General features: G+C 64.5%; 23 protein-coding genes and 2 tRNA genes. 15 read left to right on the top strand and 10 right to left on the bottom strand.

What is annotated here, in order from left to right; translation table 11 throughout:
• The first annotated feature begins 21 nt into the window (after nt 1-21).
• Nucleotides 22-702, top strand: a complete 681-nt coding sequence (gene lolA / locus U4Y90_RS03715) for an outer membrane lipoprotein chaperone LolA (RefSeq protein ID WP_321792274.1) — start codon at nt 22-24, stop codon at nt 700-702.
• A 34-nt stretch (nt 703-736) separates the two neighbouring features.
• Here lolA and U4Y90_RS03710 read toward each other — a convergent pair whose 3' ends face one another.
• Complete coding sequence (locus U4Y90_RS03710; RefSeq protein ID WP_321792273.1) at nt 737-1,639, bottom strand: LysR family transcriptional regulator; 903 nt, start codon at nt 1,637-1,639, stop codon at nt 737-739.
• Between the two features lie 116 nt (nt 1,640-1,755).
• Here U4Y90_RS03710 and speB point away from each other — a divergent pair, with 116 nt between their 5' ends.
• Both speB and U4Y90_RS03700 read left to right on the top strand, forming a co-directional pair.
• Nucleotides 1,756-2,772 carry an agmatinase gene (gene speB / locus U4Y90_RS03705; protein ID WP_321792271.1) on the top strand — a complete coding sequence of 339 codons (1,017 nt, stop codon included), beginning with the start codon at nt 1,756-1,758 and terminating at the stop codon, nt 2,770-2,772.
• 49 nt (nt 2,773-2,821) lie between these two features.
• Nucleotides 2,822-4,162, top strand: a complete 1,341-nt coding sequence (locus tag U4Y90_RS03700) for an MFS transporter (RefSeq protein ID WP_321792269.1) — start codon at nt 2,822-2,824, stop codon at nt 4,160-4,162.
• A 53-nt stretch (nt 4,163-4,215) separates the two neighbouring features.
• Here U4Y90_RS03700 and cytX read toward each other — a convergent pair whose 3' ends face one another.
• Complete coding sequence (gene cytX / locus U4Y90_RS03695; protein ID WP_321792267.1) at nt 4,216-5,544, bottom strand: putative hydroxymethylpyrimidine transporter CytX; 1,329 nt, start codon at nt 5,542-5,544, stop codon at nt 4,216-4,218.
• A 178-nt stretch (nt 5,545-5,722) separates the two neighbouring features.
• Between cytX and U4Y90_RS03690 the strand changes: the two genes are divergently transcribed.
• The 3 genes from U4Y90_RS03690 to U4Y90_RS03680 all read left to right on the top strand — a co-directional run bounded on the left by U4Y90_RS03690 (nt 5,723) and on the right by U4Y90_RS03680 (nt 8,684).
• Nucleotides 5,723-7,039, top strand: a complete 1,317-nt coding sequence (locus tag U4Y90_RS03690) for a replication-associated recombination protein A (RefSeq protein ID WP_321792265.1) — start codon at nt 5,723-5,725, stop codon at nt 7,037-7,039.
• 128 nt (nt 7,040-7,167) lie between these two features.
• Complete coding sequence (gene serS / locus U4Y90_RS03685; RefSeq protein WP_321792263.1) at nt 7,168-8,466, top strand: serine--tRNA ligase; 1,299 nt, start codon at nt 7,168-7,170, stop codon at nt 8,464-8,466.
• Between the two features lie 127 nt (nt 8,467-8,593).
• Nucleotides 8,594-8,684: transfer RNA gene (locus U4Y90_RS03680), tRNA-Ser, on the top strand.
• A gap of 104 nt (nt 8,685-8,788) precedes the next feature.
• On the opposite strand, the gene U4Y90_RS03675 is transcribed toward U4Y90_RS03680, so the two are convergent.
• Nucleotides 8,789-9,130, bottom strand: coding sequence for a hypothetical protein (locus tag U4Y90_RS03675; RefSeq protein ID WP_321792261.1), 342 nt, complete (start codon nt 9,128-9,130; stop codon nt 8,789-8,791).
• Nucleotides 9,131-9,379: 249 nt separating this feature from the next.
• Here U4Y90_RS03675 and map point away from each other — a divergent pair, with 249 nt between their 5' ends.
• From map to U4Y90_RS03645, 6 genes are all read left to right on the top strand, one after another.
• Nucleotides 9,380-10,162, top strand: coding sequence for a type I methionyl aminopeptidase (map, locus tag U4Y90_RS03670; RefSeq protein WP_321792259.1), 783 nt, complete (start codon nt 9,380-9,382; stop codon nt 10,160-10,162).
• Nucleotides 10,163-10,332: 170 nt separating this feature from the next.
• Complete coding sequence (locus tag U4Y90_RS03665) at nt 10,333-10,857, top strand: GNAT family N-acetyltransferase (RefSeq protein WP_321792258.1); 525 nt, start codon at nt 10,333-10,335, stop codon at nt 10,855-10,857.
• 153 nt (nt 10,858-11,010) lie between these two features.
• Nucleotides 11,011-11,796, top strand: coding sequence for a septum site-determining protein MinC (gene minC / locus U4Y90_RS03660; protein ID WP_321792256.1), 786 nt, complete (start codon nt 11,011-11,013; stop codon nt 11,794-11,796).
• Nucleotides 11,797-11,885: 89 nt separating this feature from the next.
• Nucleotides 11,886-12,701: a septum site-determining protein MinD gene (gene minD / locus U4Y90_RS03655; RefSeq protein WP_321792254.1), complete on the top strand. Its 816-nt coding sequence runs from the start codon at nt 11,886-11,888 to the stop codon at nt 12,699-12,701.
• A 9-nt stretch (nt 12,702-12,710) separates the two neighbouring features.
• Nucleotides 12,711-12,965, top strand: coding sequence for a cell division topological specificity factor MinE (minE, locus tag U4Y90_RS03650; protein ID WP_049655730.1), 255 nt, complete (start codon nt 12,711-12,713; stop codon nt 12,963-12,965).
• A gap of 304 nt (nt 12,966-13,269) precedes the next feature.
• Nucleotides 13,270-13,581, top strand: a complete 312-nt coding sequence (locus U4Y90_RS03645) for a YXWGXW repeat-containing protein (RefSeq protein ID WP_321792251.1) — start codon at nt 13,270-13,272, stop codon at nt 13,579-13,581.
• A 133-nt stretch (nt 13,582-13,714) separates the two neighbouring features.
• Here U4Y90_RS03645 and U4Y90_RS03640 read toward each other — a convergent pair whose 3' ends face one another.
• Together U4Y90_RS03640 and U4Y90_RS03635 are read right to left on the bottom strand one after the other, a co-directional pair.
• A complete protein-coding gene (locus U4Y90_RS03640; RefSeq protein ID WP_321792249.1) occupies nt 13,715-15,070 on the bottom strand; it encodes a chloride channel protein in 1,356 nt (451 codons plus the stop codon).
• A 256-nt stretch (nt 15,071-15,326) separates the two neighbouring features.
• Nucleotides 15,327-15,506 (bottom strand): hypothetical protein, encoded by a 180-nt coding sequence (locus tag U4Y90_RS03635; protein WP_321792247.1) that lies wholly within the window; start codon nt 15,504-15,506, stop codon nt 15,327-15,329.
• Between the two features lie 259 nt (nt 15,507-15,765).
• On the opposite strand from U4Y90_RS03635, the gene opgC reads away from it, so the two are divergent.
• Nucleotides 15,766-16,950 (top strand): OpgC domain-containing protein, encoded by a 1,185-nt coding sequence (gene opgC, locus U4Y90_RS03630; protein ID WP_321792245.1) that lies wholly within the window; start codon nt 15,766-15,768, stop codon nt 16,948-16,950.
• Nucleotides 16,951-16,971: 21 nt separating this feature from the next.
• Here opgC and U4Y90_RS03625 read toward each other — a convergent pair whose 3' ends face one another.
• Together U4Y90_RS03625 and U4Y90_RS03620 are read right to left on the bottom strand one after the other, a co-directional pair.
• Entirely contained in the window at nt 16,972-18,276 is a 1,305-nt protein-coding gene (locus tag U4Y90_RS03625) for an MFS transporter (protein WP_321792243.1), read from the bottom strand.
• Between the two features lie 305 nt (nt 18,277-18,581).
• Nucleotides 18,582-19,061, bottom strand: coding sequence for a TonB family protein (locus U4Y90_RS03620; RefSeq protein WP_321792241.1), 480 nt, complete (start codon nt 19,059-19,061; stop codon nt 18,582-18,584).
• Nucleotides 19,062-19,202: 141 nt separating this feature from the next.
• On the opposite strand from U4Y90_RS03620, the gene U4Y90_RS03615 reads away from it, so the two are divergent.
• Together U4Y90_RS03615 and U4Y90_RS03610 are read left to right on the top strand one after the other, a co-directional pair.
• Nucleotides 19,203-19,361: a hypothetical protein gene (locus tag U4Y90_RS03615; RefSeq protein ID WP_321792239.1), complete on the top strand. Its 159-nt coding sequence runs from the start codon at nt 19,203-19,205 to the stop codon at nt 19,359-19,361.
• A gap of 77 nt (nt 19,362-19,438) precedes the next feature.
• On the top strand, nt 19,439-19,609 hold the full coding sequence (locus tag U4Y90_RS03610; RefSeq protein WP_321792237.1) for a hypothetical protein: 171 nt from the start codon (nt 19,439-19,441) through the stop codon (nt 19,607-19,609).
• Between the two features lie 6 nt (nt 19,610-19,615).
• Here the strand turns inward: U4Y90_RS03610 and U4Y90_RS03605 are convergent, their stop codons facing one another.
• From U4Y90_RS03605 to U4Y90_RS03595, 3 genes are all read right to left on the bottom strand, one after another.
• Entirely contained in the window at nt 19,616-19,933 is a 318-nt protein-coding gene (locus U4Y90_RS03605; protein ID WP_321792235.1) for a hypothetical protein, read from the bottom strand.
• Nucleotides 19,934-20,784: 851 nt separating this feature from the next.
• Nucleotides 20,785-20,874 (bottom strand) — tRNA-Ser (locus tag U4Y90_RS03600).
• A gap of 45 nt (nt 20,875-20,919) precedes the next feature.
• Nucleotides 20,920-22,128: an MFS transporter gene (locus U4Y90_RS03595; protein WP_321792585.1), complete on the bottom strand. Its 1,209-nt coding sequence runs from the start codon at nt 22,126-22,128 to the stop codon at nt 20,920-20,922.
• Nucleotides 22,129-22,130 lie beyond the last annotated feature (2 nt).

Genomic DNA, 22,130 nt, shown 5'->3' with positions numbered 1-22,130 from the left:
CGTTACATGGAGAACATAAGCATGAAGCAGTTTACGGGGCGCAGTTTGTTGAAGGTCGTCGGCACCGCGATGTTTTCGGCGTCGATGCTGGTCGCATCGCATGCCTTCGCGAGCGGCACGGAGCAATTGAGGGCGTTCGTTTCGCAAGTCCGCGCGGCGCGCGGCGACTTCACGCAGCAGGAAATCAAGGCGCCCGGCAAGGCGAATAACGGCGCGACCTCGACGCTGGTGCCGACCAAGGGCGCGACGTCCAGCGGCACGTTCATGTTCGCGCGGCCGGGCAAGTTCATCTGGTCGTATCAGAAGCCGTATTCGCAAATCCTGCAGGCCGACGGCGACAAGCTCTATGTCTACGACAAGGATCTGAACCAGGTCACCGTGCGCACGCTCGGCGGCGCGCTGGGCGCGAGCCCCGCGGCGATTCTCTTCGGCAGCAACGATCTGGAGAAGAACTTCAATCTGCGCGATGCGGGCGAGAAGGGCGGCATCGACTGGCTCGAACTCACGCCGAAGGCGAAGGACACGCAGTTCGAGACGGTCGGCATCGGCTTCAAGGACGGCAACCTGCAGGCAATGGAATTGCACGACGTGTTTGGCAACGTCACGTTGCTGACTTTTTCGAATATCCAGAAGAACCCGCCCATCAAGAGCGATACCTTCAAGTTCACCGTGCCGAAGGGCGCGGACGTGATCAACGGCTGATGCTTCGTCGCGCGGCGCGTTCGGGCCGCGCGCATCAGGCGTGCGCGGCCTGCATGTCCTCGACGAAGGCCGCCACGATTTCACGCTTCGTGCCGCTCGTCCGCTCCGCGCGCGTGACCATCTGAAACGCGACGCGATAGCGCATCGCGTTCGGGTTCAGCGGCGCGAGCAAACCTTCCTTCACATACGGCGCGGCGAAATGTTCGGGCAGATAGCCGAGATGGCGGCCCGATAGCACGAGCATCGCGACCGCCTCCATATTGTCCGCGACCGCGCCGATCTTGCGCGGGGCGAGTTCCCCGGCTTCCGGCAGTGGATAGCTGCGCCACGCCCAGTCGTGCTCGAATGCCTGCGCGATGCCGACACGCCCCGCACGATCGAACAACGGATGCCCGCGCCCGCAATACGCAAGCTGATCTTCCGCGAAGATCTCGGTGTATTCGAGCGACGGCACGCGATGCCAGAAGTACCCGATCGCCATCTGGATGCGCTCGGTCAGCAGCATCTCTTCGAGCTCGCCCGGCGAGCGCACGAGCACCGCGAAGCGCACCGATTCGTCGCGCTGCCGGAAACGCGCGATCGCCTGACTGACGCGCGCGTTCGCGCTGACGGGCGTATTGCCGATCATCCCGAGCGTGAGCGTGCCGACGAGCTTCTTGCCGACATTGCGCGCGGTCGAATCGAAGGTATCGATGGCCGCGAGCAGCGTGCGGCACGCGTCGACGAACTGCTCGCCGCGCGAGCTCAGCGCGAAGCCGCCGCGCCCGCGCTCGCAGAGCCGGTAGCCGAGCCGCGTTTCGAGCGTCGCGAGTTGCGTGCTGATGGTCGATTGCCCGACATTGAGCGTCGCCTGCGCCGATGACACGCCGCCCGCATCGACGATGGCGAGGAACACGCGGATCAGGCGCAGATCGAGATCGGAAAGGTGAGTGAACATGGGCGCGCCGCCGATACATCGATAAATATCGATGTTAAGTTAATTTCGTCGCCATTTTAACTTTTCGGGAAAGCGGCTATTAATTGTCCCATCGCAACGCACATTCATCTGACGCCATGAATACATCTTCGCTTTTCGCCCCGGCCGAACACTTCGATTCGCATTTTCTCGAGCAGCGCGCCGAGCGTCCGCAACCGCTTTCCGGCAACCAGATGCCCCGCTGCGGCGGCATCACGACCATGATGCGCCTGCCGCACGTCCAGTCGGCCGAAGGGCTCGACGCGTGCTTCGTCGGCGTTCCGTTCGATCTCGGCACGTCGAACCGCACCGGCGCGCGCTTCGGCCCGCGCCAGGTGCGCGGCGAGTCCGTGCTGCTGCGCCCGTACAACATGGCGACGCGCGCCGCGCCGTTCGATTCGCTGCGCGTCGCGGATATCGGCGATGTCGCGATCAATCCGTACAACCTGCTCGATTCGATCGACCGCATCGAGCGTGCGTACCGCGAGATCCTGAAGCACGACTGCAAGCCGCTGACACTCGGCGGCGATCACACGATCGCGCTGCCGATCCTGCGCGCGATCCACGCGAAGCACGGCAAGGTCGGACTGATTCATGTCGACGCCCACGCGGACGTTAACGACACGATGTTCGGCGAGAAGATCGCACACGGCACGCCGTTCCGTCGCGCGGTGGAAGAGGGCCTGCTCGACTGCTCGCGCGTCGTGCAGATCGGGCTGCGCGGCACGGGTTACGAAGCCGGCGACTTCGACTGGTGCCGCGAGCAGGGCTTTCGCGTCGTGCAGACGGAAGAGTGCTGGAACAGGTCGCTCGCGCCCTTGATGGAAGAAGTGCGCGCGCAGATGGGCGACGGCCCCGTCTACATCACGTTCGATATCGACGGCATCGATCCCGCGTTCGCGCCCGGCACGGGCACGCCGGAGATCGCGGGTTTGACCGTGCCGCAGGCGCTGGAAATCGTGCGCGGCGCGCGCGGGCTGAACATCGTCGGCGCGGATCTGGTGGAAGTCGCGCCGCCTTACGACCCGTTCGGCACGACCGCGCTGCTCGGCGCGAACCTCGCGTTCGAACTGCTGTGCGTGCTGCCGGGCGTCGAATATCGCGCGGCCAAATAACCGCGTCACGCCTGCATCGACATCAAAGCAATAACGGAGACATCGCTTCATGACCGCAGTGAAAACCGCATCGCGCGCGCAACCGAAGCGCGCGGCGCTTGCCTCGTTCATCGGCACCACGATCGAGTGGTACGACTTCTACAGCTACGCGACCGCCGCAGCCATCGTGTTCGGGCCGCTGTTCTTTCCCGGTGAAAGCCGGCTTCTGAGCCTGCTCGCGTCGTTCGGCACGTTCGCGATCGGCTTCTTCGCGCGGCCGCTCGGCGGCGTGCTGTTCGGGCATATCGGCGACAGGGTCGGACGCAAGCGCTCGCTGATGCTCACGCTCATGCTGATGGCCGTGTCGACGGTGGCGATCGGCTGTCTGCCGACGTTCGGGCAAGCGGGCGCGATCGCGCCGGTGCTGCTGATCGTGCTGCGCCTGCTGCAGGGCGTCGCGGTCGGCGGCGAGTGGGGCGGCGCGGTGCTGCTCGCGGGCGAGCATGCGCCCGAAGGCAAGCGCACGTTTTTCGCATCGTTCGCACAACTGGGCAGCGCGAGCGGCCTGATTCTGTCGATTCTCGCGTTCGGCGTCGCGAGCAAGCTGCCCAACGCGGACTTCATGTCGTGGGGCTGGCGTGTGCCGTTTCTCGCGAGCATCGTGCTGCTCGCCGTGGGCTTCGTGATTCGCGCCGGCGTCGACGAATCGCCGGAGTTCGAGGCGTTGAAGGAAGAGCGCGAGCTCGTCGAGCATCCGCTGAAGGAAACGATGAAGCAGTGGCGGCTCGTGCTCGTCGTGCTGGGCGCGAACGTGTACGGCATCGCGGGCGTGTACTTCAGCAACATCTTCATGATCACTTACGCGACGCAGTATCTGTCGCTGGATCGCTCGATGGTCCTCGACGCGATGTTCTATGTCGCCGTGCTGCAGTTCTTCGTGCAGCTCGGCGCGGCGTTCGTCGCGCAGCGGTTCGGCACCGCGCGGGTGCTGACGGTCGCGGCCGTATGGGCGATCGTCGTGCCGTTCATCATGTTGCCGCTCGTGCGGATGGGCACGCTCGCTTCCGTCACGCTCGGCGTCGGGCTCGCGACGCTTGCCGAATCGGGCTATTACGCGGTGATCGCGGGGTTCGTCACCGGGATGTTCGCGGCGCGCATCCGTTACACGGCGATCTCGCTGGCGTATCAGGTATGCGGCGCGATCGCGGGCGGTCTCACGCCGCTCTTCGCGACGATGCTCGCCGAACGCTATTCGCCGGGCTGGGTGCCGATGGCGCTGTTCTATTCGACCTTCGCGCTGCTCTCGCTCGTGTGCGTGCGCTGGCTTGCGCGGCGCGAGGCCGCGGGCGATGTCGAAGAACACAGCGAGCCGCGCGCATCGGCGCAGCAGCGATGGAGTTCCGCGGGTTGATATGAAAAAGCCGCCGGCGTCATCGCGACCCGGCGGCTTTTCTCATGCTGGCGTCACGCGTAAGCCCGGCGCCTTCCCGACACGAGCAACAGATAACACACCGCGCCGAGCGCGAGCGCGGGCAGCGTCGCGCCGAGATTCGGCAGCCATTGATTGATCGCGTGATACGCCGCGATCCCGATACCCCACGCAATGAACGCGCTCACGTGCCAGCCGCCTGAAAAGCCGTAGCGCCCTTCGACGGACCCCAGCGCCGCCGTCTCGATCCGGCGCTTCCGCACGATGAAGTGATCCGCCAGCACGACGCCGAAGAGCGGCGCGAACACCGAGCCGATCAGAAGCAGGAAGTTCTGATACTTGCCCATCTCGACGACGAGCGCGACGAGCGTGCACAGCGCGCCGAACGCGCACGAGAGCATCGGCACGCTCGCGCGCGCCCAGAACGTGCCCGTCGATACGGCGGCGGAGTGGATATCGGCGAAAGCGTTGTCGGTTTCATCGATCAGGATGAGGAAGAGCGCGAGACCGCCGCCCGCCTGAGCGAACGCGGTCGTGAGAAGCGCGTCGCCGCCGCCCGCGGCGAGCCCGTAGATCGCGCCGAGCGCATAGAACCACAGGTTCGCGATACCGTAGCCGAGGAGCGTGCCGCGGAACGCGCCGCCCGCGCTCTTGCCGAAGCGCGTGTAGTCGGCGATCAAAGGCAGCCACGACAGCGGCATCGCGACGACGAGATCGATGCCCGCGCCGAACGCCATCTCGCCGGTGCCGGGGCGCGCCATCAACGCGGCGAGATCGTGCTTCGCGAGCAGGTTCCACGTGAGCCAGCCCGCGCCGCCGAGCAGCAGCCATATGCCCCAGGTCCGCAGGAAGCGCCGCACGAAGGAGAGCGGTCCGCTCACCGCGAGCAGCGTCGCGAGCGCGCCGAAGATGAGCGTCCAGACGAGCGGCATCGACAGATGGAAGGACTGCTTCGCGAGGGCATCGGCGGAATCGCGCATCACGATGATCTCGAACGAGCCCCAGCCGACGAGCTGGATCGCGTTCAACACCGCCGGCACCGACGCGCCGCGCACGCCGAGCGTCGGCCTGAGCGACGACATCGCCGCGAGGCCCGTATCCGTGCCGACGACGCCCGCGAGCGCGAGCAGCACGACGCCGATCGCCGTGCCGATGGCGATCGCCGCCAGCGCATGCGGAAGCGACAATCCCGGCACCAGCAGCGCGCCCGCCTGCGCGACCAGGAGACCGATGCCGAGCGAGAACCACAGCGCGAAGGCGTCGCTCGTGCCGAATGCGCGCCGTTCGGGCGGCACCGGCGTGAGCGGCGCGTAAGTCGAAGTTTCGCCGTGCGCCGCGGCGTTCGTGGTGTGCTCTTGCCCCATCGGATTGCGTCCTTATATTGTTCAAGCGGTGTCAGAAAAGCGCGCGGCCCGGTTCATGCGAGGTTCGCCGCGGTCAGGCTGTCATAATGATCCGATTCTGCGGCCGCGCCGCGCCTTCTCGAAGCGCGAGATTATCGCCGCGATCCCCCCAACTGCGTCAATCTGCATCGCACAGCACATGTTCGAAGAAAACCGTGGCACCGTTCCGCTTGCGGAGCGCCTGCGCCCCCGCACCATCGACGACGTGATCGGCCAGAAGCATCTGCTCGGACAGTCCAAGCCGCTGCGCGTCGCGTTCGAATCGGGCGAGGCGCATTCGATGATTCTCTGGGGCCCGCCCGGCGTCGGCAAGACCACGCTCGCGCGCCTCATGGCCGATGCGTTCCGCGCGCAGTTCATCTCGCTCTCGGCCGTGCTGTCCGGCGTCAAGGATATCCGCGAGGCGGTGGAGACGGCGCAGATCCATCGCGCGAACGGGCATCAGACGCTCGTATTCGTCGACGAGGTGCATCGCTTCAACAAGAGCCAGCAGGATGCGTTCTTGCCGCACGTCGAATCGGGCTTGTTCGTGTTCGTCGGCGCGACGACGGAGAATCCGTCCTTCGAGGTGAACAGCGCATTGCTGTCGCGCGCGGCGGTGTACGTGCTGAAGAGTCTCGACGCCGGCGAGCTGAAGGAACTGCTCGAACGCGCGACGAAGGAACTCGGCGGCCTCACCTTCACCGACGAAGCCCGCGACGCGCTGATCGGCTCCGCCGACGGCGACGGCCGCAAGCTGCTCAACAATCTGGAGATCGTCGCGCGCGCGGCGGCGCAGCAAAAGCAGACCGAAGTCGACGGCACGCTGCTCGGCAGTGCGCTCGCGGAGAATCTGCGCCGCTTCGACAAGGGCGGCGACGCGTTCTACGACCAGATCAGCGCGCTTCACAAATCGGTGCGCGGGAGCAATCCGGACGCGGCGCTCTACTGGTTCTGCCGCATGCTCGACGGCGGCGCGGACCCGCGCTACATGGCGCGGCGCATCGTGCGCATGGCGTGGGAGGATATCGGGCTGGCCGATCCTCGCGGCGCGCGCATCGCGCTCGACGCAGCCGAAACCTACGAGCGGCTCGGCTCGCCGGAAGGCGAACTGGCGCTCGCGCAGGCGCTCATCTATCTGGCCGTCGCACCGAAATCGAATGCCGGATACAACGCGTACAACGAGGCGCGGCGCTTCGTCGGCAAGGATCAGTCGCGCGGCGTGCCGGTCCATCTGCGCAACGCGCCGACCAAACTGATGAAGGAGCTGGGCTACGGCCACGAGTACCGCTACGCGCACGACGAGCCCGACGCGTATGCGGCTGGCGAAACCTATCTGCCCGACGGCATGCGCGATCCGTACTGGTATCAGCCGACGCCGCGCGGGCTCGAAGGCAAGATCGGCGAGAAGCTCGCGCGGCTTGCCGAGCTCGACGAAGCCTGGCGGCGCGAGCATCGCGACGACAAGAAACGATGAAATCCACGCCGTTCGTTTCGCGCCCGGACAAACGGCGTTTCGCCACGCGCATTGCCGATCCCGCCCGGCGCGCGATGCCCCTGCGCTAAAATCGGCGTTTCCGATTACTTGATAAAGCAGCCCCCGCCATGCTCGACATCCAAACCCTCCGCAAAGACCTGGACGGCGTCGCGAAGCGTCTCGCCGATCGAGGCTACACGCTCGACGTCACGGCGTTCGCCGCGCTCGAAGCCGAGCGCCGCGACATTCAGACTCGCACCGAAGAGCTGCAGGCGCGCCGCAACAGCCTGTCGAAGCAGATCGGCGCGATGAAAGGCCGCGGCGAGGACACGTCGGCGGTGATGGCGGAAGTGGGCGGCATCGGCGACACGATGAAGGAATCGGCGGCGAAGCTGGACGATGTCCAGAAGCGTCTGTCGGACCTGATGCTGACCGTGCCGAACCTGCCGCACGAGAGCGTGCCGGTCGGCAACGACGAGACGCAGAACGTCGAAGTGCGGCGCTGGGGCGCGCCGCGTTCGTTCGACTTCGAGATCAAGGATCACGTCGATGTCGGCGCGCCGCTCGGCCTCGATTTCGAAACCGGCGCGAAGCTCTCGGGCGCGCGCTTCACGCTGCTGCGCGGGCCGATCGCGCGGCTGCATCGCGCGCTCGCGCAGTTCATGATCGACACGCACACCGAGCAGCACGGCTACACGGAGGCGTACACGCCGTACATCGTGAATCCGGAGATTCTCTATGGCACGGGCCAGTTGCCCAAGTTTGCCGACGACATGTTCCGTGTCGAGAAGGGCGGCGACGAAAACACGGTCACGCAATATCTCATTTCGACGTCGGAGATCTCGCTCACCAACACGGTGCGCGACAGCATCCTCGAAGCCGATGCGCTGCCGGTGAAGCTGACCGCGCATTCGCCGTGCTTCCGTTCCGAAGCGGGCTCGTATGGACGCGATACGCGCGGCCTGATTCGCCAGCATCAGTTCGACAAGGTCGAGATGGTCCAGGTCGTGGCGCCGGAACATTCGTACGCCGCGCTCGACGAGATGGTCGGGCAGGCGGAGACGATTCTGCAGAAGCTGGAACTGCCGTATCGCGTGATCACGCTGTGCACGGGCGACATGGGATTCTCCGCGGCGAAGACGTTCGATCTGGAAGTGTGGCTGCCGGCGCAGAACACGTATCGCGAGATTTCGAGCTGCTCGAATACCGAGGCGTTCCAGGCGCGTCGCATGCAGGCGCGCTTCCGCAACGCGCAGGGCAAGCCGGAGTTCGTGCATACGTTGAATGGCTCGGGGCTGGCGGTTGGCCGCACGCTCGTCGCGGTGCTGGAGAACTTCCAGAACGCGGACGGATCGGTGACGATTCCGGCGGTGCTGCGTCCGTACATGCGCGGTGCCGAAAAAATCGAAGTTTCCGCATCGGCGTGACGTTTATTTTCAGAAAGGGGCTTGGAAAGAACGGAAGGGTTCGATATACTTTCGTTCTTCGTTGAGCAACGACCCGCTCAGTGAAGGCTGATCGAAGTGGAGCGAAAGCGAAGCGCGGTTGGTAGCCGGAGAGGTGGCAGAGTGGTCGAATGTACCTGACTCGAAATCAGGCGTACGGTTTTCCCGTACCGTGGGTTCGAATCCCACCCTCTCCGCCAAGATACTGAAAACCCCGCAAGTCGTGAGACTTGCGGGGTTTTGCTTTTGAGCTCCATTTTGGACTTTGCGTTAGCGCTCCGCCTGGTCGAAGCGGAGCCATCCCTCAGGTCGTGCACCTCGCGATATCGAAGCGCAATTCCGGTTCCGGCACGCCGCCATCGTCGCTCGAAGACTGTTGGACCTTCACGATCGAGCCATACGCCGAAGGTGTGAGCGTCACGAGCCACGCATTGGACCCGACCAGCAACTCCGTCGATCCCTGGTCGCGTCTCGTCTGCGCCGACGGAATCATGCGTTGCAGACAACTCGATATATCCGATGCGGGCCGCGCCGACGAAACATGAATCACGGGCTTCGACGCACGCAGCTCCGGACCGCTCGTCGAACTGCAGGCGGCGAGGCCCGACAGCACGGCGCAAATCAGGGCAAATCGATGTAGTTTCATAGTGCTTCGGCAAGTTCGAAAACGGGTCACTAAAACACAAACGCGTGTGCATCACAAGGGCGAACGGCGCGCTCGCGGCGTGCGAAAACAACGTGCGCGAAGCCTCGAAATGCAGTGCCCATGCGCCTTTCCAAGCGGCGACCCGGCGCGGGAGTGCTATCATCGGCCCCATTGTCCTCGCGCGCCGCCCCTCTCGAACACCGGCGCAAACGCGCGCGCGAGGCGGCACGAACCCATTCGCATTGCTCAATGGCCATCACGCTCAAGACACCCGCCGACATCGAAAAGTTGCGCATCTCCGGCCGCATGGCCGCCGAAGTCCTCGCGATGATCGCCGAACACGTCCGCCCGGGCGTCACCACCGACGATCTCGACGCCATCTGCAATCGATTCATCGTCGACGAACTGAAGGCCATTCCCGCGAACGTCGGTTACATGGGCTTTCCGAAGACGATCTGCACATCGGTGAATCATGTCGTATGCCACGGCATTCCCGGCCCGAAGGAATTGAAGGACGGCGACATCATCAACATCGATGTCGCGATCATCAAGGACGGCTACTACGGCGACACGAGCCGCATGTACTACGCCGGCACGCCGAGCCAGGAGGCGCGCCGCCTCACCGAGACGACCTACGAAGCGATGGTCGCCGGCATGCGCGAAGTGCGCCCGGGCGCGACGCTCGGCGATGTCGGCGCGGCGATTCAGAGCGTCGCGCATCGCGAAGGCTTTTCGGTGGTGCGCGAGTACTGCGGTCACGGCATCGGCCGCGTGTATCACGAAGACCCGCAAGTCCTGCACTACGGTCAGCGCGGCGCGGGCCTGCGCCTGAAGCCGGGCCTCGTCTTCACGATCGAGCCGATGATCAACGCCGGACGCGCCGCCACGCAGCAGTCGCGCGACGGCTGGACGGTGACGACGAAGGACCGCTCGCTGTCCGCGCAATGGGAGCACATGGTCGCCGTGACCGACGACGGCTTCGAACTGCTGACATCGTGGCCGGACGGCACGGGAAGCTATGCAGCGCCATGAGCGCGTGTCGTACCTGCCGTGTGCGTTGTAAAGCACTTTCCCGGATTTAGGAATTGACGGGTTCGCCCGTTCGGTTGAAGCTATGCCAGTGGCCCGAGCGCCGGAACGGCCGACAGTGCCGCGCGCGCAAGCCTGAAAGCCAGAGAGAAATAGTCTGCATGAGCGTCCGCATGAGTCCCTCATTGACCGTCAGCCGCGTCGCCGCACAACAAGGTTCGGTTTTGCGCGAGCTTCGCACGGCATCGCTGCGAGAAGCCCCGTATGCATTCGGCGAAACGCTGGAGGATGCGTTGCTCGTCGACCCGTCATCCTTCGACGACACCGCGGCGCTGCATGCGAGTTCGCCCCGTCTCGCGACGTTCCTGCTCTACACCGAAGGTCATCCCTGCGGTCTCGTGCACGCGTATATCGAAGAGTCGCCGAGTGAGCGCGCCTTCGTGAGCGCGCTGTGGGTCGCGCCAGCCGTGCGGCATTTGCGCGGCGGCGAACTGCTCGTGAACGTCGCGTCGCAATGGCTCGCCCGCCAGGGCGTCGCCGAGGTGCATGCGTGGATATCCGAGGAAAACCGCACCGCGGTGCGCTTCTACGAGCGCCTCGGTTTCGGTCCCACCGGCGATCGTCGCGCGATGCCGTCTCATGAGGAAGAAGCCGAGTCGCTCTTCGTGCGTCACATGCACCCCGACGAGGACGCCTGACACGCATCGGCACCCGTTTCGCCGGCGCTCTTCGCATGTTCGCGCGCGCGTTCGCGGCACGCGTTTCTCGCTTTCGATAGCGGAAATCGGTCCTAAAAATTATGGCCGTGTGCGGCAACGCCTGTAAAATACGCAAAATTTTTGGCCGTTCCTATGTCGCTCAACAAAACGCCCTTCTTCGAACTGCGCAGCGGCTCCGTCGACACGCTTCTCTTCGTCGTCAAGACTCCCGACCTCGATGCCCTCCGCGCCGAACTCACGCGGCGCTTCGAAGCGACTCCCGAATTCTTCGCGGGCGATGTCGTCGCCATCGACGTGCGCCGTCTCGCTGAATCCGCGAAGCAAGGCGAGGGCGAGCGCGTGTCGCTCGCGGAACTCGAGACCTTGCTGAAGAGCGTGCGCATGCGCCCGATCGGCGTCGTCGCGCTGCCCGCGCAGACGTGGGCGATTCAATGGGCGAACGCGGGCGGCCTGCCGATTCTCGAAGCGCGCGACCGGCGCGGCGCGCCGAAGCCTTCCGTCGACGAAGCGAAGCCCAACACCGAAGCCGCCGCCGTGATCGAAGCCGCGGTCGCGAACACGCCGCCGCCGCCCGCGCTGCCCGCGCCGGCGACCATCGTCGATCGTCCGTTGCGTTCGGGGCAGCAGGTCTACGCGAAGGGCGATCTCATCGTGCTCGGGCTCGTGTCGTACGGGGCCGAGGTGATCGCGGAAGGCAATATCCATATCTATGCGCCGTTGCGGGGCCGCGCGCTCGCGGGCGTGCACGGCAATCTCGACGCGCGCATCTTCTGCACCTGTCTCGAGCCGGAACTCATCTCCATCGCGGGTATCTATCGGACGACCGAGAACCCGCTGCCGGCCGACGTGCTCAGCAAGCCGGTGCAGATCTGGCTGAACGAAGAAAAACTCATGATCGAACCGCTGCGGCTGACCTGACGAGTCGGATCGACTGGCGCGCCCGATGCCCCTGGCGCGCGCTCAAAGGCAACGCGAGCGGACCTATTTGACGAACACAAGGTACTTGTATGGCAAAAATCATTGTGGTGACTTCGGGGAAGGGCGGCGTCGGCAAGACGACCACCAGCGCGAGCTTCGCATCGGCGCTCGCATTGCGCGGCCACAAGACGGCCGTGATCGACTTCGACGTCGGTCTGCGCAACCTCGACCTCATCATGGGTTGCGAACGCCGCGTGGTGTACGACCTGATCAACGTCATTCAGGGCGAAGCGAACCTGCATCAGGCGCTCATCAAGGACAAGAAGTGCGAGAACCTCTACATCCTGCCGGCGTCGCAGACGCGCGATAAAGACGCGCTCACGCTCGAAGGCGTGGAGAAGGTCATCAACGAACTGATCAAGATGGACTTCGAGTACATCGTCTGCGATTCGCCGGCGGGCATCGAGTCCGGCGCGCTGATGGCAATGCATTTCGCCGACGAAGCCCTCATCGTGACGAATCCGGAAGTGTCCTCGGTGCGCGACTCGGACCGCATTCTCGGCATTTTGTCGTCGAAGACCAAGCGCGCGATCGAAGGCAAGGATCCGGTCAAGGAGCATCTGCTCATCACTCGCTACAACCCGAAGCGCGTGAGCGAGGGCGAAATGCTGTCGCTCTCCGACATCCAGGAGATTCTGCGCATCGATTTGATCGGCGTGATTCCGGAATCGGAAGCGGTGCTGCATGCATCGAACCAGGGCTTGCCGGCAGTGCATCTGGACGGCACGGATGTGGCCGAATCGTATAAGGACGTGGTGTCGCGCTTCCTCGGGGAGCAAAAGGCGCTGCGCTTCACCGATTATCAGAAGCCTGGTCTGCTGCAACGCATCTTCGGCACCAAGTAAGGGGACGCAATGTCGATTCTTTCGTTTTTGCTGGGCGAGAAGAAAAAGTCCGCTACGGTCGCGAAGGAACGCTTGCAGTTGATCATTGCGCATGAGCGCGCGGGTGGCAGAGCCGCCGCCGATTATCTGCCGGCGTTGCAACGAGAACTCGTTGCCGTGATTTCGAAGTACGTGAAAATTTCCGATGACGATATTCGAGTGAGCCTCGAACGTCAGGACGACCTCGAAGTGCTGGAAGTGAAGATCGAGATTCCGCAGGCGTAACGACTCGCCCTGCGCGCGCGGCATCGCGCCCGGTTCGGGCGTGCGTGCCGCCGGAAAAATGCGAAGCCAGGATCGTTCGATCCTGGCTTTTGTTTTGGCGCGCTATCGTTTGCGCGCGCGATTTCTTCGGCGTGCGCCCGCCTTTCATCAATATTCGGTTGCAGATCGGGTGTCCTGGTAACACGGCACATGTCCTCCTTTTGATGGCCTCGCGCATTGAATGCGTATCGGCGGCACTGTCGCCGGTTTCATCGGTCCGCGCCCCGCGGCGCGTTCAACGTCTCGACAAAGGAAGAGGTCCACCATGAACACATCCCTGCGTTCGCTGCTCGCTCAGACCGCGCTCGTCGTTGCCGGCGCGATCGCCGTCACGGCCGCATCCGCCGCCGAAGTCGTGATCGTCGCGCCGGGCGCGCCGCCCGCACCGCGTCATGAGCCGGTCCCGCCGGCACGCGCGGGCTATGTCTGGGATCAGGGTCACTGGAACTGGGAGCATGGCCGCTATGTGTGGGCGGCCGGCCATTGGGAAGCGGAGCGCGTCGGTCACCATCGGGTGCCGGGCGAGTGGGTCGGACACGGCGCCCAGTATCGCTGGGTGCCGGCGCACTGGGCATGAGGAGTGAATGCGATGAAGCGGCTTCTTCTTCTCCTCATGGCCGTCGTGCTCGCCGATGCCCTCGCGGGCTGCATCGTCGTGCCGCCGCATCCGTATGCGTACCGGCCGGCGCACGTCTACGTGTACTAGCGGTTCACTTCCCCGGCGCTTTGGTCTCGTCGGGCAACTCGGGCGACGGCGCCGGTTTTTCCAGCGGCGCCATGTACCGCTCCGACAACGCTTCGTAAAGCGGCGGCGCGAAGAGGTGCGACACACGGCTCGATATCAGCGCCGTCGCCATCAGCGAGATCACGAGCGCGTGGCCGTCGATCATCTCCATCACGATGACGAAGGCCGTGATCGGCGACTGCGTGACGGCCGCGAGATAGCCGACCATCGCGAGCGCGATCAGCATCGGCAAGGACATCGCCGGGAAGAACATGTGCAGCACGTTGCCGAAGCCCGCGCCGATCGACAGCGAAGGCGCGAAGATGCCACCCGGAATGCCGGGCAGATACGAGCCGATCATCGAGATCATCTTCAGGAGCGGATAGAGCATCGACAGATGCTCGCGTCCCTCTAGCAGGCCGCGCGCTTCGGCGTAGCCGCTGCCGAAGGTCGTGCCGCCGGCCAGCAATCCGACGATCGCGATGATGAAGCCGCACAGCGCGGCGAACACGACCGGCCGCGACGCGTGGAGGTGTCTTAGCGATGCGGGAATCCATTTGCTCGTGTTGAGCAGCAGCCAGCAGAACACGCCGCCCGCGATACCGGTGACGACGCCCGTCACGACGAGGGCCGCCACGAAGAACTTCGGAAACAGCGCGCCGGCCTGGATCGTGCCGAAGTACGTGTAGTTGCCGCTCAGTCCGAGCGCGACGATGCCCGCGATGATGATGCCCGTGATGAGCACGCCGCTCGTGCGCGCCTCGAAACTGCGCGTGAGCTCCTCGGTCGCGAAGACGATGCCGGCAAGCGGCGTGTTGAACGCCGCCGATAACCCGGCCGCCGCTCCCGCGAGCACGAGCTGTCTTTCGATCAGCGAATTGGAGCGCGGATAGAAGCGTCGCATGTTGAACATCAGCGCGGCGCCGACCTGCACGGTCGGACCTTCGCGGCCGATGGTGAGCCCGCCGAGTATCGCGACGAACGACACGGCGATCTTCGCGACGAGTATCCGCAACGTGAGCAACCGGCCGCCCGCCGCCGACGTCGGGCCGTTGAGCACGGCGATGACCTGAGGAATGCCGCTGCCCTCGGAGCCGCGGAAGAAACTTCGCGTGATGAAGACGCAGAGCGCGGCGGCGGCCGGCGTGATGACGAGCGGCAGCCACGCGTGCGCGCCGCGCCAGCCGGAAAAGAGGCTGAAGCCCCAGTCGATCAGCCGGGCGTAATAGACGGCGACGAGTCCCACCAGGACCGCACCGAGCCAGAACACGCCGTAGCGGCGCCACAGGCCGCGCGTGCGCCGCGCCGTGACGATCGAGAGGGAACGCAGCGCCCGGATCATGCGAGGGTCGTGGGCAAAGCGCCGGATGCGAAGCGCGTTGCGGGAGCCGGAAAAAAGAACAGGCGCGAGGCTTTCGCCGGGCGCCCAAGAAACGCTCCCGCCATAAGCAGGAGCGGAGAGGAGAAGAGAGCCGTGCGTTGGGCCTGACCAGCGGGCCGCACGAACAGCATTACGTGCTCAGAGTGCGCGCGGGGGGGAAAGTTCAACCGATTCGAAATTTTTTTGTAGGTCCGGTGTGGGATGCCGCGCGGGCCCGTCACGCGGTGAGCACTTCGAAGGCGAGCACCGCCAGGACCGCGCCGACGTTCGCGATAACCGCTTCGAACAGGACGCCCCGCCACGTCGCGGGACGGAATTTCACTGCGAGCAGCAAGGCCGTGATGAGCGCGATCGCGATTATCGCGACGAGATGAGAACTCTCCAGATGAAATCGCATATGTGGCCTCCCGGCTTTTGCGCGGCACACGTTTCCGCGACTTGTTTTTGTCGAACCTGTTTCGAGTATAGGCAGCGGCTTATTTACTGGAAAGCGGACAAAAAAGTCATTTTGCCGCCAGCTTGCCGACTGCCATCGAGTGTTAATTTAAATACTCGTTGATTAGGGGAATTTTCTTTTCGGACTAGGTACAAACCCCCTATGTGCGCCCGCCAGCCGGCTGCGCGCCGAAACCGCAGGTTCGTGGAGCATTCGCCAGATGACTTCCCCGACGACACGTTCTCTCGAAGTCGATTTCTTTCGGGGAATCGTGCTGCTCATTATCGCGGTCGACCATATAACGGGAAGTGTGCTGTCCCGCTTTACGCTGCATCAATATGCCTTCTGCGATTCCGCGGAGGTATTCGTATTTCTCGGAGGTTATGCGTCGGCGGCGGCTTATACGGCGCTTGCGACTCGCCGTAGCGATTCAGCTGCCCGCCGACGCTTTTTCAAACGCAGTTGGGAAATCTATCGCGCGTATCTGTTCACCGCGCTCCTGATGCTGATCGGCGGCGCGCTCCTGATGGCGCTGAAGGTCGACACGCCGATGGTCCAGTACACCGAGTGGCCGAATTTCCTCGTGCGGCCATTCGGCCTTGCCGTCGATATCGCGCTATTGCGTCAGCAGCCGTATCTTTCCGCGGTGCTGCCGATGTATTCGGTGTTCGCGCTCGGCGTACCGGTGATCGTGCCGCTTGCGCAAAAGAAGCCTGTCATCGCGATATTCGGCAGCCTCCTCGTGTGGCTCGCGGCCGCGCCGCTGCTGCGTTTTCTCCCCGGCACATACGCCGAAGCGTGGTCGTTCAATCCGTTCGCCTGGCAGTTGATGTTCATGACCGGTGTGCTCGCGCGCGTGCAGCCGGTCAGTGACGCATTTCACGCTGGCCGGATCGCACGCTGGCTGACCGCCGGGGCGATCGCCGTCGCGCTGACCTTCGCGTTCTTCAAGCTTTTCCTCGAAACGCAGGCGCCGCCGGGATACATGAAGCAGAACCTCGCGACGCTGCGCATCGTGAGCTTCGCGGTCATTGCGTGGATTGTCGCGCGTGGCGTCTACGCGGGATGGGTCGCGAAGCTCGCACGCAAGCTGCCGGGCATCGTGACGATCGGACAACAGGGGCTCGTGTGCTTCATCGCGGGCACGTGCGTCTCGCTCATGCTCGATTCGGCATTGCGCGCGATGGGCGTGCTCGGGCTCGGGCGCTATCCGTCGCACTGGATTCTCGGGCTGATCGCCGATGGCATCGCTATCGTCAGCCTGCTCGCGCTCGCGCGCTTCTGGGCCGATCGCAAGGCGGCGAAAGCGGCGCGCGCGAAGGGCGTCGGGCGGCCCGCGCCGCGCCTTTCCGTGATCGAGCGCAGGCCTGTGCCCGCGCACGCGACCAGCCGGCGCGATCGCTGAGCGCGCCGGTTCTGCTTCTCCTCACTCCAGCGTGATGTTGCGCGTCTCCCGCATGCACAGCACGGCGATCAGACTCACCGCCGCCGCCGCCGACACATAGCCGCCTACCCACGCCAGCCCGCCGCGATTGGCGAGCAGTTGAGCGATATACGGCGCCACCGATGCGCCCAGAATGCCGCCCAGGTTGTACGCGACGCCCGCGCCCGTGTAGCGCACGTTGGTCGGGAAAAGCTCGGGCAACAGCGCGCCCATCGGTGCGAACGTGACGCCCATCAGGAACAGCTCGATCGTGAGGAACAGCGCGACCTGCATCGTGTCGCCGCTGCCGAGGAGCGGAGCCATCGCGAAGCCGGAGAGAATCGCCAGCAGACAGCCGACGATCAGCACCGGCTTGCGCCCGAAACGGTCGCTCGCGATGGCGGAAATCGGCGTGGCGATCGCCATGAAGAGCACGGCGAAGCAGAGCAGGCCGAGGAACGTCTCGCGCGCGAAGTGCAGCTTGGCGACGCCGTAGGACAGCGAAAACACCGTCGAAATATAGAAGAGCGTGTAGCAGACGACCATCGCGAACGCGCCCAGCAGTGTCGGCGCGAGATGGTTGCCGAGCAAGGTCGCGACCGGCACCTTCACGCGCTCGTCGCGCTCGACCGCCGCGCGAAACGCCGGCGTTTCCGCGATCTTCAGGCGCACGTAGAGGCCGAGCGCGACCAGTACCGCGCTGACGATGAACGGCACGCGCCAGCCCCAGCTTCGGAACTGCTCGTCGGAGAGCGAGAGCGCGAGTCCGAAAAAGAGGCCGTTCGACGCGAGAAAGCCGATCGACGGTCCGAGCTGCGGAAACATGCCGAAAAGACCGCGCTTGCCTTTCGGCGCGTATTCCGTCGCGAGCAGCGCGGCGCCGCCCCATTCGCCGCCGAGTCCGATGCCCTGTCCGAAGCGCAGGATGCACAGGAGGATCGGCGCTGCGCTGCCGATCGAATCGTAGCCGGGCACGAAGCCGATGAGCGTCGTCGAGAGGCCCATCACGAGCAGCGACGCGACGAGCGTCGATTTGCGGCCGATGCGATCGCCGAAGTGACCGAACAGGAACGAGCCGATCGGCCGCGCGAAGAACGCGATGCCGAAGGTGACGAACGCCGAGAGGGCCTGCGCGGCGGGCGAGTCGTGCGGAAAGAACACTGGTCCGATCACGAGCGCGGCGGCCGTCGCATAGACGTAGAAATCGTAGAACTCGATCGCGGTGCCGATGAAGCTCGCGAAAATCACGCGAGAAGCGCTTTGGGATCCGTCGCCGGGCTTTGCGGCGGAAAGCGAGGGTGAGGACATGTCGTCTCCGTTGTCGTGTTGCCTTGGTGCGAAGCATTGTCGCGCGCATCGCCGGGCAAGAGCGATCGGAATGACGAGCGATGTCCTCGCTCGGCGCACGTCAGCTTTCTGTATGGATTGCGATGCATTGGCAGGGCAGCCAGGGTTCGACGGCGCGCGAGTAGCGCGCGGTGTCGCGGCGCAGTCGGGCTGCGCGCAAAGGCGCTTCGCGCAACGCGCGGGATGGGCGCGAGGCGAAGGCCGCGCCGGAAGCGGGTCCGGCAGGGGTGGAAAAAATTATAACGAGCGTGCGGGCGGAGCGCCAATCAGTCGATGGTCGTGGCCTGCGGTGAATGCGAGGTTTGCAACTGGAATTGGCCGTTGTCGTTGAACATCCAGCCTTCGAAAAGCTCGAGTTGACCTTTGCCGTTCAGCAGACGCGCGGGCGGCGCGGGCAGCGGCGATGCGCGGCGCAGCGAGGCGAGCGCGGTGGCTTCGGCTTCGTCATCGCCATTGGTGCGATACACGGACGAATCGACGAGCCGCCCGCCCCGGTCCACCGTGAACGATACGAGCACGAAGGAGCGCAGCATCGCTTGCGGCGTGCCCTTGAGCACGAGCGACGGATTGCGCTCGAAGATGCGTTGCGCGATGCGGGCCTTGTACGTGTCGAGCGACTCGCCGGAGACGGGCGGAACTGGCGCGCGCGCGGCCACGACGCTCGGCGGCGGCGTGATCGTGCAAGCGCTCATCACGAACGCGCCGATGAGCGCAAGGACAGCACAACAGGAACGCGGCGCGTACATCGCGAGAAAGGGCGAAGTTGGCGTTACTTAAATGGTAGCCGCTGTACGGGCCGGGAGCGGAAAATATGCGTGCGCTGGCGCGCGTTCGGGCGCGGGTTTTGCTGCCGATGCTTTCATGTGAATGCTTTCGAGGAGGGAGCCATGAACAGCGAGACGAATCGTCCGGAAGATGGAAAGACCGCCGAACATAGCGACAATGAAAAGAGCAAACTGCCCGAGCGGGACGACGAAAACCGTAAGCAGGGCCCGAACGACAGGCCCGGCAAGCAATCGGGCGAGGGCGAGGCGCCGGTGGGCTGAGCCGCGCACGGCGGCTGCGGCGTTCGCTAGGCGGTGCTAACGTAGAAAGGGGATGTCCCCGGTTTCGGGAGAATGTCATGTCACGCAAAACTCACTCTGCACCAGCGGTCGCGCCCGCGCGGCAGCAGCAGCCGGCTTCCTCCGCGCATTCGAAGAGCGAATCGAAACGCGTGGAGCGCAAGCCGGACGCGGCCAAGGCGGAGCCGGTTCCGCACGTCCGGCCGCCCGTCAGATCCGACGACAATTAGCCGACATCACTCCACGTAGGGTTTGACGAGTTCGGCACAGCGTATCGGCGCGGTCGACCGGACCGTGCCGGTTTCGGCCGCGCGCGTTTCGACGCAGCGATAGAGGCTGTTGGTTTTCTGAAGCACGTAGGTGTCTTCGGGAAGGCCGGAACTGCGCGCGGCCACGCTCGTCACTGCAACGATTCCGTATCCGTTCTGAATCAGGTCGAAGAGCGTTGCTTCGGTTGCGCGCCATTGCGCGTTCGGCTGAGGCTGTGCATGCGCCGACAGGCTTACGGCGGCGACGCAGCCGAAGAGGATGGGCATGATGCGGCCTGGCTTCATGGGCGATTCTCCGCTTTGTTATCGATGAGGCCGTTAGATGGCAATACGGCTGGCTTGTTCACATCGATTTTTTGCGGGGGATTGTCTTCGCGTAACGACGAAGGGCGAAAAAATGGCCTCGCGTGTTGCGAGGCCCAAGTCCAACCTTACCCATTTAAGCACTCCTTCGATCGAGAATGGGGGAGACTCGGAAAGGAGGCAGGCCGAAGATACGTGGGTTCGGATGTATCGGATAGGCGTAATGTCTGAAATTTTTGGGCCGTGGTGAGGATGGCGAAGCAAGTAGCGGTAGTAAACGCGGTGGCGCGAAGCATTTGAATTATGGGCTGAAAATGGCATCTGCATCCGACAGCCGGATTTGCATTTGCAGTCGAATTCGACTCGCTTTTGGTTCGGGAACTTGAATAGCGGGCGCTACGTGAAAGACATGTGGGCGTGGCGCCAGCGCGCCCGAAACTCGGGGCGGGCGGCATCGATGGCGTCGGCATCGACGGGGTGCGAAGTTCAGCGGCGGACATTGCGCTTCCCATCCAGCGCGTGTTCACGGCTCGCGCCGATCTGCCCGCTGGACCCATTCGACGACTTCGGCCAAGGACCCAGCGCCCAGCGGCAGAGCCAGTGCGAACGGGACAGCGGATCGACAAGACTCCACGGCGAGTTGATCTCTTTGTGCGCGTACAGTTACATCGCGCCTCCAGAGTCGACATTGCGCGACCGAAGGCAAGGACTTCCGCCCCGTTCCGGCAAGCACTGCTGAACTACCGCTGTTGAAGTAGGCTGTTGGGCTGGATGATGAGCCAGAAATAGTAAAGCCCCGTAAGCTTTTCAACTTACGAGGCTTCATGCTGATCTGGCGGAGGCGGTGAGATTCGAACTCACGGAAGGATCGCTCCTTCGCCGGTTTTCAAGACCGGTGCCTTAAACCGCTCGGCCACACCTCCAGCAAGGCGCGTATTGTAGCGCAAGTCATCGTCGCGGAGGAGCGTTCAGCCTTCGAGCGATTTCGTCGCCTTGAGCGCGGGGAACAGGCGCATCCACAAAAGCGCGACGACGATCGTGCCGATCCCCCCGATCAGCACTGCGGGCACGGCGCCGAAGAGTCCCGCCGTCATGCCGGATTCGAATTCGCCGAGCTGATTCGACGTGCCGATGAACAGCGAATTGATCGCGCCGACGCGGCCGCGCATTTCATCGGGCGTCTGCAACTGCACGAGCGACATGCGCACGACCACGCTGATGACATCGGACGCCCCCAGCGCCGCGAGCGCGACGAGCGACACGTAGATATTGCGCGACAGCCCAAACACGATCGTCGCGATCCCGAACGCGATCACGCCGCCGAAAAGCGCATGGCCCGCGCGCTGCCGCAACGGAAAATGCGCGAGCCAGATCGATCCGGCGAGCGCGCCGGCCGCGGGCGCCGCGCGTAGAATCCCTAGTCCCCACGGCCCGGTGCGCAGGATGTCGTGTGCATACACCGGCAAGAGCGCGGTCGCGCCGCCGAGCAGCACGGCGAAGAGATCGAGCGACAGCGCGCCGAGAATCACCGGCTTGCTGCGGATGAAACCGATTCCCGAAAAGAGCGCTTCGAACGACAGCGGCGCGCGCATGCGCACGGCTTCGTCGATCCTGATCGCGGCCACCGCGCACGCCGCGACGAGAAACGCGAAGGTCACCGCGCCGTACACTGTGAGCGCGCCGAGCCCGTAGAGCACGCCGCCCATCGCGGGGCCGAGGATTTGCGCGGTCTGGTTCGCGGACGTCGACCACGCGCTCGCATGCTGCAACTGATTGCGCGCGACGAGATTCGGCAGGAGCGCGGCCATCGACGGCGATTCGAACGCGCGCGCGGCGCCGGTGATCGCCGCAATCGCGTAGATCGGCGCAACGTCGTGCCAGCCGTGCCATGCGCCCAGACAAAGCACGAGCGCGGCGACGCCCTCGATCGACTGGCACACATACGCGATCACGCGCCTGTCGTAACGATCCGCGACGTGCCCGACGACCAGCGTGAGCACGAACATCGGCAGAAATTGCGCGAGCCCGACCAGACCGAGCGCGTAGGCGCTGTGCGTGATCGAATAGACCTGCCACCCGATCGCGACCGACATCATCTGAAACGCCACAGAAGACATCACCCGCGCGGTCCAGAAGAGCGCAAACGGGCGATGCCGCATTACCGGGCCCGGCACCATCG

The sequence above is a fragment of the Caballeronia sp. J97 genome (assembly GCF_905220305.1).
GTDB lineage: Bacteria > Pseudomonadota > Gammaproteobacteria > Burkholderiales > Burkholderiaceae > Caballeronia.
This window is presented reverse-complemented; position numbering and strand designations above follow the sequence as displayed.

Coding starts and splice junctions, on each gene's coding strand:
- U4Y90_RS03625 (WP_321792243.1), bottom strand. CDS start 18,276: ATGTCCTCACCCTCGCTTTCCGCCGCAAAGCCCGGCGACGGATCCCAA.
- U4Y90_RS03615 (WP_321792239.1), top strand. CDS start 19,203: ATGAACAGCGAGACGAATCGTCCGGAAGATGGAAAGACCGCCGAACAT.
- lolA (WP_321792274.1), top strand. CDS start 22: ATGAAGCAGTTTACGGGGCGCAGTTTGTTGAAGGTCGTCGGCACCGCG.
- opgC (WP_321792245.1), top strand. CDS start 15,766: ATGACTTCCCCGACGACACGTTCTCTCGAAGTCGATTTCTTTCGGGGA.
- serS (WP_321792263.1), top strand. CDS start 7,168: ATGCTCGACATCCAAACCCTCCGCAAAGACCTGGACGGCGTCGCGAAG.
- U4Y90_RS03635 (WP_321792247.1), bottom strand. CDS start 15,506: ATGCGATTTCATCTGGAGAGTTCTCATCTCGTCGCGATAATCGCGATC.
- U4Y90_RS03665 (WP_321792258.1), top strand. CDS start 10,333: ATGAGTCCCTCATTGACCGTCAGCCGCGTCGCCGCACAACAAGGTTCG.
- U4Y90_RS03595 (WP_321792585.1), bottom strand. CDS start 22,128: ATGGTGCCGGGCCCGGTAATGCGGCATCGCCCGTTTGCGCTCTTCTGG.
- minC (WP_321792256.1), top strand. CDS start 11,011: ATGTCGCTCAACAAAACGCCCTTCTTCGAACTGCGCAGCGGCTCCGTC.
- U4Y90_RS03690 (WP_321792265.1), top strand. CDS start 5,723: ATGTTCGAAGAAAACCGTGGCACCGTTCCGCTTGCGGAGCGCCTGCGC.
- cytX (WP_321792267.1), bottom strand. CDS start 5,544: ATGGGGCAAGAGCACACCACGAACGCCGCGGCGCACGGCGAAACTTCG.
- minE (WP_049655730.1), top strand. CDS start 12,711: ATGTCGATTCTTTCGTTTTTGCTGGGCGAGAAGAAAAAGTCCGCTACG.
- U4Y90_RS03675 (WP_321792261.1), bottom strand. CDS start 9,130: ATGAAACTACATCGATTTGCCCTGATTTGCGCCGTGCTGTCGGGCCTC.
- U4Y90_RS03620 (WP_321792241.1), bottom strand. CDS start 19,061: ATGTACGCGCCGCGTTCCTGTTGTGCTGTCCTTGCGCTCATCGGCGCG.
- U4Y90_RS03640 (WP_321792249.1), bottom strand. CDS start 15,070: ATGATCCGGGCGCTGCGTTCCCTCTCGATCGTCACGGCGCGGCGCACG.
- map (WP_321792259.1), top strand. CDS start 9,380: ATGGCCATCACGCTCAAGACACCCGCCGACATCGAAAAGTTGCGCATC.
- U4Y90_RS03710 (WP_321792273.1), bottom strand. CDS start 1,639: ATGTTCACTCACCTTTCCGATCTCGATCTGCGCCTGATCCGCGTGTTC.
- minD (WP_321792254.1), top strand. CDS start 11,886: ATGGCAAAAATCATTGTGGTGACTTCGGGGAAGGGCGGCGTCGGCAAG.
- U4Y90_RS03645 (WP_321792251.1), top strand. CDS start 13,270: ATGAACACATCCCTGCGTTCGCTGCTCGCTCAGACCGCGCTCGTCGTT.
- U4Y90_RS03605 (WP_321792235.1), bottom strand. CDS start 19,933: ATGAAGCCAGGCCGCATCATGCCCATCCTCTTCGGCTGCGTCGCCGCC.
- speB (WP_321792271.1), top strand. CDS start 1,756: ATGAATACATCTTCGCTTTTCGCCCCGGCCGAACACTTCGATTCGCAT.
- U4Y90_RS03610 (WP_321792237.1), top strand. CDS start 19,439: ATGTCACGCAAAACTCACTCTGCACCAGCGGTCGCGCCCGCGCGGCAG.
- U4Y90_RS03700 (WP_321792269.1), top strand. CDS start 2,822: ATGACCGCAGTGAAAACCGCATCGCGCGCGCAACCGAAGCGCGCGGCG.